Genomic DNA, 15,097 nt, shown 5'->3' on the forward strand with positions numbered 1-15,097 from the left:
GAAACGATAAAGGTTGATTATAATGATGAGCCTATCGAAATATTAGAATTATTAATTGATAAATATATTTCCGAAAATAAAAAGATATATTTATTAGGATTCTCTATTGGTTCGATTAAATCGCTATATTTACATTTCAAATATGATATTCCAATTTTATTAATTAATCCCTCATTTTTCCCCGAAATAACCTTGCAGGCGTATTTACCACAAAAAGAAATAGATTATATTATTAATTTAAAAAAAAATATTTTTAATATGATGCGGAATAATAAAACGAATTCTAATTTCAGCGTTTTATTAAGCAAAGATGACGAAGTAATTACTTATGATAAATTTCTAAATATTTTTAATCCATATATTAAATATGTTGAATGGTTTGAAAATAGTGGTCATAGTTTTATTCAATTCGAGAATCGTGCCCAGCAAATCAAATTGCTGATGATTAGGGATGAGTAAAACTATTCACTTCTCATTCTATCAAGATTTTAGAGGAGTATTCTATCACATATATTTTCAAAAAATCGTCAATGAATTCTTCAGTATTACCATCTTTTAACAATTCGGCTTTAATTTCCTGATATTCGTCAGTTTGTTTAAACGCTTGGTATTGTTTATCCTTAAATTCTTCATATTCCTCACCCGTAAATTGTATTTCCTTTATCAAAATTCCTTTATCAATTTCCAATAACAAGTAGTTTTCATAAGTTGAAGCATAGCCCATATGAACGTATTCCAACAATTCACCGGAAGGCAAAACGAGCAGTCCGGTTAGCCAATCTACCACTATATCTTTTTGGTCTGGGAATACGTCGTTTAAAACACTTATCCATTTTGATGCGTACCTTTTCTTCGAATCAGTGTCACGTACATTAATTTCAATATCGCGCAAATAAAGAATATCGCGGCTAATCTCAAAGCTTGCTTTATAACCGCGCCATAGTGCTGTTGACTGCCATCCACCTTTGGGTCTTAAGTCCGGATACTTTTCGAAATATGTTTCTAAAGGATTACTAAATAAGCTGTAATCCATATCATTATATTTGATTTTGTCAGGAATTTGTGCCGTGCCAAAAGCATTCTGTAAGGAGATTATCGCTATAAAAAGTATCAATACAGTTTTCATTGTCTTAACCTTTACTATTCTAAAAAAATTTCAACATCTTCTCATCCAATTCTTCTCAATAAGCACAATACAAATATAATTAAATGATGCATAAATGCAATAGAAAATTCTTGAATAGAACGATTTCTCCATCTCCCCCCTTTTATTTCCACTTCTTTGATAGACTTACTTGCTTTTTGCCAAAAATTTCTTAAATTTGTTATCTATGTGAATTTGATTTTGAAATTAAATATTTTACTATATATCATAGGTTTATAATATGTCATCATATAAAATTATCTGGTCGAAAATTGACGAAGCACCCGAACTCGCCTCCTATTGCTTGCTTCCAATAGTGCAAAATTTCACCAAAGGAACGAGCGTCAGCATCGAAACAAGGGACATTTCCTTGGCAGGCAGAATCATCGCTAACTTTCCAGAGCGGCTCACCGACGAGCAAAAAATCCCCGACTATCTCGCTCAGTTGGGCGAACTCGTCAAAGAACCGATTGCAAACATCATCAAGTTGCCCAATATAAGTGCCTCAATTCCCCAGCTTCAAGCGGCTATCAAAGAGTTGCAAGGCAAAGGTTACGATATTCCGGATTACCCCGAAGAACCCCAAAACGACGATGAAAAGGCTCTGCAAAAAAGATTCGCAAAATGCCTCGGCTCCGCTGTCAATCCCGTTTTGCGTGAAGGCAACTCCGACCGCCGTGCAGCAACAGCTGTCAAGAAATTCGCCCAAAAATTCCCGCACCGCATGATGCAGCCATGGCCTCAATCCGGCTCCAAATCTCGCGTGGCGCATATGAATGATAAGGATTTCTTCAGCTCTGAGCAATCAGTCACGATTGAAAAAGCTACCGATGTCAAAATCGAATTCGTCGGCAAGGACAATGAAGTCAAGGTGCTAAAGCCGAAAGTGTCGCTCATAGACGGCGAAGTCATTGATACAGCGGTGATGAACGTCGCGGCTTTGCGCCAATTTTTCGCCGAGCAAATCGAAGAAGCCCGCAAAGACGATGTGCTCCTGTCGCTGCACCTCAAAGCCACTATGATGAAAATTTCCGACCCGATTATGTTTGGTCACGCCGTCGAAGTTTACTACAAAGACGCCATAGACAAGCACGCCGACACTTTGAAGGAAATCGGGGTCAACCTCAATAACGGTTTGACGGATTTGCTCGAAAAACTGAGCAGATTGCCCGACGACAAAAAAGCCGAAATCGAAGCCGACATCGCCAAAGTTTACGAGAGCCAACCCGCACTCGCAATGGTTGATTCGCGGTACGGAATCACGAATCTCCACGTCCCGAACAACATCATCGTTGACGCTTCGATGCCAAATGTGGTTCGCGACGGCGGAAAAATGTGGAACAATGACGACAAATTGCAAGATTGCATCGCCATGATACCCGACAGAAGCTACGCTACGATGTATTCCGCGATTTTGGAAGACGCAAAAGCCAAGGGGCAATTTAATCCCGCAACCATGGGAGCCGTCTCCAACGTGGGTTTGATGGCACAAAAAGCCGAAGAATACGGCTCGCACGACAAAACTTTCGAAGCCGGCGAGAGCGGCACAATTCGCGTTGTTGATGCCGACGGCAAGGTACTCATGTCCCAAAACGTCGAACAGGGCGATATTTTCCGCATGTGCCAAGTGAAAGATTTGCCAATCAAAGACTGGGTCGGATTAGCCGTCAAAAGAGCGAGAGCCGCCGACACGCCCGCAATCTTCTGGTTGGACGAGCAGCGCGCCCACGACCGCGAAATCATCAAAAAAGTGAACGACTACCTCCCGCTCTACGACACAGTTGGGCTGGATTTGCGTATCATGAAACCCGTCTATGCCATGAATTTCACGCTTGAACGCACACGCCAAGGGCTCGACACAATTTCGGTGACCGGCAACGTCCTTCGTGATTACCTCACAGACCTATTCCCAATCCTCGAACTCGGCACCAGCGCCCGCATGCTCTCGATAGTGCCGCTGCTCAATGGTGGCGGATTGTTCGAGACCGGCGCAGGAGGCTCGGCACCCAAGCACGTTCAGCAGCTATTGAAGGAAAACCACATCCGCTGGGACTCCTTAGGCGAATACTGTGCCCTCGTGCCTTCCTTGGAGCTTGCTTACGAAAAAACAATGGACTCGAAGGTCAAAATCCTATCCGAAACGCTCGACGAAGCAATCGGAATCTATCTTGAGAACGGGAAGCTGCCCTCACGCAAGGTCAAAGAGCTCGACAACCGCGGCAGTTCCTTCTATTTGGCACTCTATTGGGCTCAGTCGCTCGCCAAACAATCGCACGACACCGCACTGCAAACGCGTTTCGAGAAAATCGCTGCCGCTTTGGCTGAAAATGAGACCCGTATCACTCAGGAAATGCTCGACGCACAAGGTCCACCCGCAGACATCGGTGGATACTACATGCCCGACCACGACAAAACCACAAAGGTGATGCGTCCCAGCTACACTTTCAACCACATAATTGACACAATGTAAAAAGCACCCGGAAAATTCTTCCCAAAGGCTGTCCAAATGGGCAGCCTTTTTTTTTGTGAGTATAAAATTAATAAATTTATATGAATTTTTGTTATATTTGCATTAGATGTAATTTTTAAATCATTAATAATATTTTTTAGAATATGTATAAAGTTGATGTTGCTAATAGAAAGCTATAGTAATGAGTGGTATTCCAAAATTGTCTTAATATGAAACCATTAGTAAAATATAGGGGTGGAAAATCAAAAGAAATTCCTCATTTAATTAAACATCTTACACAATATTGTGGTAGATACATTGAGCCATTTTTTGGTGGCGGCGCGTTATTCTTTTACTTAGAACCTAAGAAAGCAATCATAAACGACATCAACTCAAAACTAATATCCTTTTATTTGGAAGTAAAATACAACTTTGACAACCTCAAAGCGGAACTAACTGAAATTGAAAAAATTTATACGATTAATCGCCAAAAATTTGAAGAACTAAAACGTCAAGCACCTGATAAACGTGTAGACGACGACAACGAATCTCTATATTACAAGATAAGAGATATGTTCAATGATTTGAATGAGAAAAAATATTCTGATGGATTGCTTTATTTCTTTATAAACAAGACAGCTTATTCAGGAATGATACGCAATAACTCCAAAGGTGAGTTTAATGTTCCCTATGGAAGATATGCCAACCTTAATACTACTTTGGTTACAAAAGCCCATAGTGTCTTACTTGCAAACACGGAAATTTACAATCTCGACTATTCGGAAATTTTTAGAATGGCAAATGAAGATGATTTTATGTTTTTAGACCCGCCCTATGATTGTGTTTTCTCGGACTATGGAAATATAGAGCATAAGGACGGCTTTAACGAAAAAAATCATATTGAATTAGCTAATCAATATAAACAATTAAAATGCAAAGCACTTATGGTAATTGGCAGAACTCCATTAACTGAAAAGTTATATGAAGACATGATTGTTGATGAATATGGAAAATCTTATGCAGTAAATATTAGAAACAGATTTAAGTCCGAAGCGAGCCATATTTTAATTTCAAATTATGGCAACGTATCTAAAAAATATTTCCCAAAAATTGTATTTGAAAAAGATCTAGTACTGTAAAATGATATGCCAAGAATAAACAGTAAAGTAATTTTCGTCACTACTTCTCCTAGGACACCAGCCAAAATGATTCCTGAAATCGGATTATTATCTACTCACTTTTCAGGGAGGAAATGGGGGAATGAAACTCAGAGAGCATTTATGGAGCTATTAAGGGAGGAAAACTTTTTCAATGGCGAAGGTGCGAATGATCCTGCTTTTAGTGCAAGAGATAGAATAAACCGTGCGCCAAAAGCTCTTGGTTTCGTTATTTTGTCCCCTACAATTAAACTAACATCGGCAGGCAAAGAATTAATAAGTTCAATTAGAAAAGAAGAAATATTTTTAAGACAGTTGCTTAAATTTCAAATTCCTTCTCCATTCCATAAACCCACAGAACAGTCAGCAAATTTTTGGGTCAAACCTTATCTAGAAATTTTCCGCCTAATTAGACATTTTGGAACATTGAAATTTGATGAATTGACGATGTTTGGATTGCAGTTAGTTGATTACAGAGGATTTGATACGATTGTCGAAAAAATCAACCAGTTCAGGAATGCAAAAGCACAGTTTGACGGGAATTACAAAAGTTTTCGTAAAGAATACTGGGATGCAGAATTAAGAGGAATTTATAGTTCAGATATAAATTCAGGAAACACTCGAACACGACAAACAAAGGATAATTCAATTCCAAAATATTTGAAAACGAAATCAAGTAATATGCGAGATTATGCAGATGCTTGTTTTCGTTATTTAAGAGCAACAGGGTTAGTAAACATTTCACATATAGGAAAATCTATTTCTATTGTTCCGGAAAAAATTCAAGAAGTTGATTATTTCTTACAAAATGCAAACAGAGACCCCATATTCATTGATGACGAAATTCAATATGTTGATTATCTTGGCAATCCTCAAATTCCCAATTTATTAACGGACAATAGAGAATTACTCGAACAAAAAATACGTACTGAATTTCCGCAAATTGAAATATCACCAAATGCAACTTTACAAGACCTTAAAAACCTTTTTGCAGACGAGTTAGAAAACAGAAAAGAACAATTATTAACAGAACAAGTTGCCGCAATCAAAGACTACCGACTCTTTGAAGAAATATCTACAACATTTGACCAAATACTCGATAATTCGCTATATGACACTCCGCTAATGTTGGAATGGAATACTTGGAGAGCAATGACAATGTTGGACGGTGGAGAGATTAAAGCTAATTTAAAATTTGACGACTTTGGAAATCCAATGTCAACAGCACAGGGCAATATGGCAGACATTGTTTGCGATTATGGAGACTTCGGTTTAACAGTCGAAGTAACTATGCAAAGCGGACAAAGACAGTATGAAACAGAAGGTGAGCCAGTATCAAGACACCTTGCAAAATACAAAAGAGAAACTGAAAAACCAGCTTACTGTTTATTCATTGCCCCAAACATAAATGACTCATGCAAAGCACATTTTTACGCATTGCATAAAATGAACATTCAATATTATGGTGGGACTTCAACAATAGTTCCATTGCCATTGAGTGTTTTTATTAAAATGGTTCAGGACTCTCATAATGCAAATTATGTTCCTGAACCAAGTCATGTTCAACGATTTTTCGAACGTTCAAATGAATTGGCAAACTCGACAGAAAATGAAGTGGATTGGTATAATGGAATAACTCAAGAGGCTCTAAATTGGCTGACTGAATGAAGGCATGCGAGTTAAATCAAGTAGCCTCTGTCAGTTGTAATAATTGAACAGGAAAAAAAGAATCTATTTGAACATTTTAATGGTAGGTAGATTTTTCATGTCATTGTAATATTTTTAAAGATGCAAATTCCATCTATTTAGTATATTACTTAGATTGATTTTCCATTTTTTTTTGTTAAAAGATTTAATGTTATGGAGATTTAATAAGTCTTCTTTTACTGAATCTTGTAGTTTACCCCCTAATTCATTAATTTTTTGAAAATGTTCTTTACCTATTTCAATTAAACTACGGTTTGATTTATCTTTAACTTTGGCTACTTGTCTTGCAATACTGAAATATAATTCATTTAACTCTAAAAGACATTCAATGGTTTCGGGTGTAAACCAAATATTTTCAACCATTGACTGTTCAAATGCTTGTAATTTAAGATTGTAATTTTCATGACCATAATAAAATATAGAATGATACTGTTTATCATCTTCATCAATGAAAGTCGACTTTAGGATTGTTAAATGTTTTTCAATATAGGAATATGCTTTTAAACGTTTTCGTATTATCAGTTTATAATATTCGCTCTTGAAATCATAACGCTTTAGAACTAGCCCTACTACTACTGCCGATATTGTCGAAATTATTACTGAAATCAAACCAGACCATATAATTATTTCCATTAATCCCTCAGAAAAATATTTCATACAAACTTACAAATCATAAACGACATATCCAAATTTTGTTGAATATAGTAGTAATCCAAAATACTTTGAAAATTACTTACAAATATAAGATTTGAAATGTCATAATACGGCATTTGCCACCCCCAAACCCCCAAAAAAAAAGCCGCCCAAATGGGCGGCTGTGAAGAAATGCTGTGTCGAATCGGGATTACATGGCGTCCATATGAGTCATGATGAACATGTTGATTCCGTTTTTGGTCTGTGATTTGCCCAAGATTCCGACTTTGTCGGCTGAGGCAAATGCTGCAAGGCGTTTGGAAGCAAATGAGCCGTCTTCGTTGTAAACGAAATAGACTTTGTTGCCCGATTTGAACACTAAGAGTCCTCCGCGACCAACTATGGCAGTAGCATCTGCTTTGCTGACTCTCCCGGTGCCGCCTTGTACCAATCCGTCAAGCGAGGCTACATAACCTTCGAGTGGTTTCTGTGTTGCGTCAACGGGTTTTGCAGGGGCTTTGTCTCCGTCCTTCTTAGGGGTTTCGACAACAGGTTCCGGAGTAAGTACTAAGGTGTCAATGACATCCGGTGTTGTTTCAACCGAGTCAATAATATCTTCAATTGATTCCTCTGGCAATGGGGCTTCTTCTGTCTTATCGCCGCAAGCAACGAAAGTAAGCATCAGAGTAGCCATCATCAAAGGTAGTAAAAAGTTCTTAATCATAAATTCCTCAGATAATTATTAATAATTATTGCTTATGCAACTACATAGCGTCAATCATCGTCATGATGATGATATTCAATCCGTGAACTGTCTTGGTTTTCCCGACTATGCCAACGTTATCTGCTGTCGCAAAGGACGCGAGTCTTTTCCCTGCAAATGAACCGTCTTCGTTATAAACGAAGTAGATTGTGTTGCCGGATTTGAGTACAATCGCATGCCCTGCATCGGCAAGAGTTTTGGCTTTGTCTTTAGCGACTTTGCCTGTGCCACCTGTGAGGTACGAATCAAGGCTTATGACTTGACCTTGGATAGTGGTTTGTGCATAGGCATATTGAATTGTCAACACCGATGCTGCGAGCATCGCTATTATGATGGAATAAACTGCTATTTTTTTCATATTGCAATCCTTAATTAATTACTTGCTGTTTTAGCATAAGGAACGTCTTCAACTTTTTGGTATGAGATATGCAGAATAAGGTGTCTGTTTGGTGCAACACCATGCAAGAATCCACCTGAAAGTGCATTTCTTTCTACCATGACTTTTGCATAATTATATCTTGTTTTGCCCGGTTGGTATTTTCTTACGTAGAAAATTGCATTTTGTGAACCAGCAACAGTAGCTAAATCCAAAGTGGTTTCTGCGTACTTTGTATTTCGGTCGCCATCATCCATTGACCTGCTATCAAAAACATCATTCAAAGCATCAGCCAAGAAATAATCAGTCATCATAAAAGTAGGTTGTGGTTGTGTTTGGAAATTATAACCTAATTTAGTAGCCGAACCGAACATGATAGTATTTCCAGCAGTTTCCAAACCTAAATCCCAATTTGCTCCATTAGTTACTGTAAGTGAGCTTGGACCTTCTGTACCATCGTAAATTTGCAAACCACTTCCAAAGCCTGAAGCTGATTCATAAATTTTGATTGGCGCATCAAAGATAGTTTCAACGAATCTTGAAGCAGGTGACCATTTAACATTTGCTGAAGCTGCTGAATTTTCATTGTTTGTGTAGCGTGCTACGAGTTGGAATTCGTAAATTTTACCTTCTTCAAGTCCGGTAACTGCGATTGGGTTCACACCTTTCGCAACTGCCATAGTCATAGGGTTTGCTGTTTCTCCAACTACCCAATAATTAAGGAAGTAATCTTGGAATAGTGAGTTTTGCTCTGATGGGGAGATATCATACTTTAAATGAATGGTAGTTTCATTTACTGATAGAGCCATCAGATTTGTGGGTGCAGCCGGTTTTTCATTAGTTGGGTCAACGGGGTCATCTTCAGTACATGAAGTGACAAGAAAGCCCATCAATAATGATGCAAATAAAACTGCTAAAAGTTTAGAATAAGACATAGAAACTCCAAAAAAGTTTGTAAATACGTTAAAGTAATAATGTTAATGTACGAAATACTATTGTTAATATTTTGGAATATGAAAATGCGTTAATATTCGACTGCTTATCAGTATTTCACTGAAAGTGATAATTCGCGAGCCAAATCATTGGTGATTTTGCTTCGGTCGAATCCTGCTACGAACTTTTCGCTCGGCTTTGGCAAATTGCCGCTTTGCCATAGTTCGAAGAGCTCTGACAGCTTCTTGACGATGTCCTTCACGTTGTCGGGTTCTGTAACAAATCCGGCACCGCTATCTTGGACAATTTTCGTCATTGGTCCTGAGGGGGCATTTATGAATATGGGCTTTCTTGCTCCAAAATATTCATATAACTTGCCCGGCGACCGGTACGTATCATTCATCATAAGCCAAAGAACATCAGAATCAAGAATATGACGAATTGATTCTTTATGAGTTACATAGCCGGTTAATTCGATGTTGTCGGACAGTTTGAATTTGCTTGCCATTTTGAGATGCGAAGGACGCATAAGCCCCACAAATCTGAGTATTGTGGCTTCTTTAGCCTGTTTATTTTTGGAGAGAAATATCGAGAGTGCTTTGAGAAAATACTTGGGAGTACGGTCATCTTGGAAGAGACCGGAATGAGTAATTACGAATTTGCTCTTGTCATTGTGTCCGTGATTTGCGTTTGCGAAATCTTCGGGGTCGTAGCCGTGTGGCAGAATCAAGATGTCTTCGTGGGAGAGAAACCTGTAGCGACGCAACAGCACTTCTTTGGCAAATCTTGTGGTGACAAATGATTTGTGAGCATGAGAGAGAATCCTTTGTTCCAATTTCAGATTTTTGTTCTTGTGCATTGGAGTTGGATAATATTTGAACGGGTTATCCACCCATGTGTCACGGTAATCGGCAAGAAATGGGATGTCGTGTTTGCGAGCTATTTCATCGGCTATCAAAAAGTCAGTGAATGGCGGTGCAGTGGCAAATATTGCGTGAATTTCATTATCGGCAATAATTGCATTGGCTGTGTTGACAGCTTGCTTTTTCCAACCGATTTTCGAATCAGGTACGAAGAATGTATCATTGTACATTCTGCCTAATTTGTGAATAAATTGATTCGGGAAATTTCTGGTTTTCGTCGGCTTCCCTTTGCTCGGAGTGCGGACAATAGTGATATTTTCCTCGCCGAGCTCTTCAATCAAGGTTTCGTCGAAAGCATAATAGTCCAAATCTCCGGTTGTAAGCACAATTGGATGCCAACCGAATTTCGGTAAATATTTTACAAATTTCAAAGTCCTCTGAACGCCACTCAATCCCATAGGCGGGAAATAGTACGCTATAACAAGGACATTGCGCTTCAAATTTGAGTAAATATCTGTTGTGTTTTCTGATACCATTACGCTTGCGTCAAATTACGTCTATCTCATCGGGAGGTGCCGACAGCACGCTGCCACCACTTACGGTGATTAAAATCAACTCGTCCATTCTGATACCGAATTTGCCTTGGATATACAATCCCGGTTCGATACTAATTACGCAATCTTCGGGTACGATTTGGTCATCTAATTCATAGCTGATGACGGGATTTTCTACAGCACGCAACCCTACGCCGTGACCAACCGTATGCTTGAAGCTATCGCCGTATCCTTCTTTCTTGAAAAAGTTGCGAACTACCGAATCGAGATACTTGCCGTTCATTCCCGGACGGACTTCTTTGAGTACAATTTGTTGAGCCTTGCGGACTAAATCATACATCAATTTCTGTTCTTTGTTGATTTTGCCGATTGAGACAGTTCGCGAAATATCAGGACCGAATCCATTGACTTTAGAGCCAAAGTCCATGATAATCAGGTCGTTCTTTTTGATTTTTCTGTCGGTCGGATTGCCATTCACAAGGCTGCTACGTTCGCCCGAAACAACAATGATATCTGATGGTTCGCCTTCGGAGCCATTTTTACGGCATTGATAGCATAATTCATTCGAAATATCTTTTTCACTCATGCCGGGTTTGATAAATCCGAGCATATATTCATATACACCGCGAGAAATTTCGATAGATTTCTTGATGAAATTCAATTCATCGGGGTCTTTCGGTTGGGTAAATCTTGTTACAAGATTTTCAGCCGGTTTGAATTTCAGTGGTCTGATAACATTACGAATAGCGACTGCCTCTGAATAGGGCATCTTGTCTGCTTCGAAAGCAATTGATTGCACACCTTTGAGAACTTTTTTCTTGGCAATATATTCCCATGGGCTTCTCGTGATGTGAAAGTGGAGATTGGGTAATTTGTAGAGCTCTTCTTTGATTTGTTCTTCGTAAGAATCATCGGTAATAAAATGCAATTCATCTTCCAAAATGAAGAAAATCGCATTCGAGCCGGAAAAATTTGTCAGATAACGGATATTAGGTAAAAAACTTACCGCTATCGCTTCTACTTTATGGTCTTCGAGAGAAAACCTTAGCTGGTCGAGCCTTCTGTTGATGATTTTCGGGTAATCAGGTTCGTCAGTTACTTTACGAGGTGCTGTCTTTTTTGCCATAGGTCTTTGTAATTATTGTTTAAACAAAGTAATTTGGTGATTCTTTAGTTATGCTGACATTGTGAGGGTGTGATTCTCTCAATCCGGCACTTGAAATTCTGTTAAATCGAGCTTTTGTTTTCAATTCATCGATGTTTTTGCAACCGCAATAACCCATCGAAGAACGCAATCCGCCGATAAGTTGGTAAACAGTATCGCTAACGTTGCCTTTGAAAGGCACTCTGCCTTCGATTCCTTCGGGTACATATTTGCTGATTTCATCTTCAGTATCTTGGAAATATCGGTCAGCAGAACCTTTTTGCATAGCGTCTATTGAACCCATGCCACGATAAATTTTGAATGCACGGCGTTCGTATAAGATTTTTTCGCCCGGGCTTTCTTCGTGCCCTGCAAACAAATTGCCAATCATAACAGTATCAGCTCCGGCGGCAATTGCCTTAGCGACGTCGCCTGTTTGTTTGATACCGCCGTCAGCCACAACCGGAATATTGTACTTGGACGCTATTTCTACTACGTTCATAATGGCAGTTAGTTGCGGAATGCCAACTCCGGCAATAATTCTCGTTGTGCATATTGAGCCCGGTCCGATTCCGACTTTTAAGCCGTCTGCTCCGGCATCAATCAATGCTTGTGCGGCTCCACCAGTTGCGATGTTTCCCGCAATTATCGGTAGCGACGGGTATTTGGCTTTGATTCGCCTAACCATATCTATGACACCTTTGCTATGACCATGTGCCGTATCAACAAAAACAGCATCAATGCCCACATTAACGAGTGCTTCGACTCTTTCGAGTGTATCATAAGCTATTCCTACCGCAGCAGCAGCAGACAATCTGCCCATTTCGTCTTTAGTGGCATTGGGGTGCTTTTTCTTTTTCTGAATGTCTTTGAAAGTAATCAGCCCTCTCAGAATCATATTCGAATCAACGACAGGAAGTTTTTCTATCCTTTTGCCTTGCAATACAACTTCAGCTTCTTCGAGAGTTGTCCCTTCGGGGACAGTTATCAAGTTTTCCTTGGTCATGACGTCCGCAATTTTTTCCTGCGGATTGGGTTTGAATCGCAAATCTCTGTTGGTTATAATGCCAATGAGCTTTCTATTGTCATCTATAATCGGGATTCCGGAAATATGATATTTTGCCATTAGCTCAAGTGCATCGGCGACAGATTTGTCAACGGTGAGAGTGATGGGGTCTTTTATCATGCCACTTTCGGAACGCTTTACTCGGTCAACTTGGTCAGCTTGCTGTTCGATGGAAAGATTTTTGTGGATAACGCCCAAACCACCTTCCCGAGCCATGGCAATCGCCATGTTCGATTCGGTAATTGTATCCATTGCGGCGCTTATGACAGGCACATTCAGTGTAATGTCTGCGGTTAATTTAGATTTAATTTCTGTGTCGCGGGGCAAGACTTGCGAGTAGTCCGGGATTAACAATACGTCGTCGTATGTGATTCCTTCGTATAATATTTTGTTCTCAATCATCACAAATACGCTCAAATTATAAATATGAAAAAGCGGAGATATGCTTTCTCCGCCATTATTTTAGTTGTTTGCGGTCGGGCAAACTTTCAGTTTGATTTCGTTTAATTTTATCAAGTTCTTAAATTTGGTCTGAGTAAAAGCATCTGAAGTAAGTTCTAAATCAGTTTGTAATTTTTCGATTGTCTTTATGACTTTATCTCTAATTATTTCATTGGATTCATCTGCAGATTCGACTACGATAGAAACTTTGTTGTCATGAACTTCGACAAATCCTGTGTCCGTAGCATAAATAAGCTCCATGTTTTCATCAGTCAGGATTTTGATAATACCAATATCTAAACTTGATACTATCGGAGCATGGTTAATAAGCACCGTAAACGGAGATTTCGACCCGGGTACATTGACAGATTTTGCCAGTCCCGAGAAAACCGTTTTGAGTGGGGTTATTATATCAATATTTAAAAAATTATCAGCCATTTTTCACTTCATTCCTTAGTTCTGACTCTTTTTCCAAGCGTCAAATACTTGGTCTATAGTACCTTTGTAAGCAAACATGCCTTCGGGAATATCATCGCATTGACCGTCGAGAATAGCTTTGAATCCTGCAATAGTTTCGGCGATAGTAACATATACACCCGGGTAGCCTGTAAATTGTTCGGCAACGTGGAATGGTTGCGAGAAGAATCTTTGAATCTTTCTGGCTCTGTAAACCGAAGTTTTGTCCTCGTCAGAAAGTTCGTCCATACCCAAGATATTGATGATGTCCTGCAAATCTTTGTAAGTTTGAAGAACTTGGATGCATCTGATAGCAGTATTATAATGCTCATCGCCCAAAATCAATGGGTCCATGATTCTCGAACTCGAATCCAATGGGTCAACAGCAGGATATATCCCCAATTCTGAAATTTGTCTCGATAATACTGTTTTTGCATCAAGATGCGTAAAGGTATTTGCCGGAGCAGGGTCAGTCAAGTCATCTGCGGGAACGTAAATAGCTTGAACGGATGTAATAGAGCCTTTGGAAGTAGAAGCGATACGTTCTTGCAAAGCTCCCAATTCTGTTGCCAAAGTAGGTTGGTAACCTACCGCTGAAGGCATTCTACCTAACAATGCGGAAACTTCGGAGCCTGCTTGGATGAAACGGAATATATTATCTATAAACAAAAGTACGTCTCTGCCTTCTTCATCGCGGAAGTATTCAACTGCTGTGAGGGCTGTAAGTGCTACACGGAAACGTGCTCCGGGAGGTTCGTTCATCTGACCGAAAATCAATGCAGTTTTGTCAAGTACGCCTGATTCTTCCATTTCGAGATACAAGTCGTTACCTTCGCGAGTTCTTTCGCCGACGCCTGCAAAACAAGAGTATCCACCGTGATGCTTTGCAATGTTGTGGATTAATTCTTGGATAATAACTGTTTTGCCCACACCTGCACCACCAAATAATCCGGTTTTGCCGCCTTTGGTGAAAGGTTGAATCAAGTCAATAACCTTAATTCCGGTCTCGAACATTTCTTTGGTTGTCGAAAGGTCTGCAAATTTCGGGGCAGGGCGGTGTATAGGGTATCTGATATCAGATTCGATTTCGCCTTTGCCGTCAATAGCTTGCCCGATGACGTTCATCATTCTGCCTAATACTGCCGGACCGACCGGAATTGTGATAGGCGAGCCTTTGTCATAAACTTTCATGCCCCGAACTAAACCGTCAGTGTTGTCCATTGCAATGGCACGGACTCTATCTTCGCCAAGATGTTGTTGAACTTCGCAGACAAGAACTTTATCGGAACCGTCTTCAACGGATTGGAAATGAATTTCTAATGCATTCAACACCGCCGGAATCGTTCCCTGTGGGAATTGTACGTCAACTACCGGACCGATTACCTGAATTAATTGCCCTTCATTCATGCTT

Annotated in this window: 14 protein-coding genes; 4 read left to right on the forward strand and 10 right to left on the reverse strand. The window is 39.6% G+C overall.

All coding sequences use genetic code 11. From position 1 onward, the window contains the following. A partial coding sequence (locus M9949_14465) for a hypothetical protein (protein MCO5252608.1) occupies positions 1 to 459 on the forward strand: 459 nt, incomplete at its 5' end. Positions 460 to 472: 13 nt separating this feature from the next. Here M9949_14465 and M9949_14470 read toward each other — a convergent pair. Next, positions 473 to 1,126 (reverse strand): hypothetical protein, encoded by a 654-nt coding sequence (locus M9949_14470; GenBank protein ID MCO5252609.1) that lies wholly within the window; start codon positions 1,124 to 1,126, stop codon positions 473 to 475. A gap of 259 nt (positions 1,127 to 1,385) precedes the next feature. On the opposite strand from M9949_14470, the gene M9949_14475 reads away from it, so the two are divergent. The 3 genes from M9949_14475 to M9949_14485 all read left to right on the forward strand — a co-directional run bounded on the left by M9949_14475 (position 1,386) and on the right by M9949_14485 (position 6,418). Beyond that, the gene (locus M9949_14475) at positions 1,386 to 3,614 is read left to right on the forward strand and encodes an NADP-dependent isocitrate dehydrogenase (protein ID MCO5252610.1); all 2,229 of its coding nucleotides are present in this window, start codon (positions 1,386 to 1,388) and stop codon (positions 3,612 to 3,614) included. A gap of 209 nt (positions 3,615 to 3,823) precedes the next feature. Beyond that, positions 3,824 to 4,732, forward strand: coding sequence for a Dam family site-specific DNA-(adenine-N6)-methyltransferase (locus tag M9949_14480; GenBank protein ID MCO5252611.1), 909 nt, complete (start codon positions 3,824 to 3,826; stop codon positions 4,730 to 4,732). A 6-nt stretch (positions 4,733 to 4,738) separates the two neighbouring features. Beyond that, entirely contained in the window at positions 4,739 to 6,418 is a 1,680-nt protein-coding gene (locus M9949_14485; protein MCO5252612.1) for an AlwI family type II restriction endonuclease, read from the forward strand. Positions 6,419 to 6,532: 114 nt separating this feature from the next. Here M9949_14485 and M9949_14490 read toward each other — a convergent pair whose 3' ends face one another. The 9 genes from M9949_14490 to atpD all read right to left on the reverse strand — a co-directional run bounded on the left by M9949_14490 (position 6,533) and on the right by atpD (position 15,093). After that, positions 6,533 to 7,090, reverse strand: coding sequence for a hypothetical protein (locus M9949_14490; protein MCO5252613.1), 558 nt, complete (start codon positions 7,088 to 7,090; stop codon positions 6,533 to 6,535). A 211-nt stretch (positions 7,091 to 7,301) separates the two neighbouring features. Next, positions 7,302 to 7,814, reverse strand: a complete 513-nt coding sequence (locus M9949_14495; GenBank protein ID MCO5252614.1) for a hypothetical protein — start codon at positions 7,812 to 7,814, stop codon at positions 7,302 to 7,304. Positions 7,815 to 7,854: 40 nt separating this feature from the next. Continuing rightward, positions 7,855 to 8,211, reverse strand: coding sequence for a hypothetical protein (locus M9949_14500; GenBank protein MCO5252615.1), 357 nt, complete (start codon positions 8,209 to 8,211; stop codon positions 7,855 to 7,857). 14 nt (positions 8,212 to 8,225) lie between these two features. Then, positions 8,226 to 9,164, reverse strand: coding sequence for a fibronectin type III domain-containing protein (locus M9949_14505; GenBank protein ID MCO5252616.1), 939 nt, complete (start codon positions 9,162 to 9,164; stop codon positions 8,226 to 8,228). Between the two features lie 107 nt (positions 9,165 to 9,271). Continuing rightward, positions 9,272 to 10,561: a glycosyltransferase gene (locus M9949_14510; protein ID MCO5252617.1), complete on the reverse strand. Its 1,290-nt coding sequence runs from the start codon at positions 10,559 to 10,561 to the stop codon at positions 9,272 to 9,274. Positions 10,562 to 10,571: 10 nt separating this feature from the next. After that, on the reverse strand, positions 10,572 to 11,705 hold the full coding sequence (locus tag M9949_14515) for a Xaa-Pro peptidase family protein (protein ID MCO5252618.1): 1,134 nt from the start codon (positions 11,703 to 11,705) through the stop codon (positions 10,572 to 10,574). A gap of 19 nt (positions 11,706 to 11,724) precedes the next feature. Further along, entirely contained in the window at positions 11,725 to 13,191 is a 1,467-nt protein-coding gene (gene guaB / locus M9949_14520) for an IMP dehydrogenase (protein MCO5252619.1), read from the reverse strand. 60 nt (positions 13,192 to 13,251) lie between these two features. Continuing rightward, on the reverse strand, positions 13,252 to 13,668 hold the full coding sequence (gene atpC / locus M9949_14525; GenBank protein MCO5252620.1) for an ATP synthase F1 subunit epsilon: 417 nt from the start codon (positions 13,666 to 13,668) through the stop codon (positions 13,252 to 13,254). A 15-nt stretch (positions 13,669 to 13,683) separates the two neighbouring features. After that, positions 13,684 to 15,093, reverse strand: coding sequence for a F0F1 ATP synthase subunit beta (gene atpD / locus M9949_14530; protein MCO5252621.1), 1,410 nt, complete (start codon positions 15,091 to 15,093; stop codon positions 13,684 to 13,686). Between the last annotated feature and the right edge of the window lie 4 nt (positions 15,094 to 15,097).

This window comes from Candidatus Kapaibacterium sp. (assembly GCA_023957315.1).
GTDB lineage: Bacteria > Bacteroidota > Ignavibacteria > Kapaibacteriales > UBA2268 > PGYU01.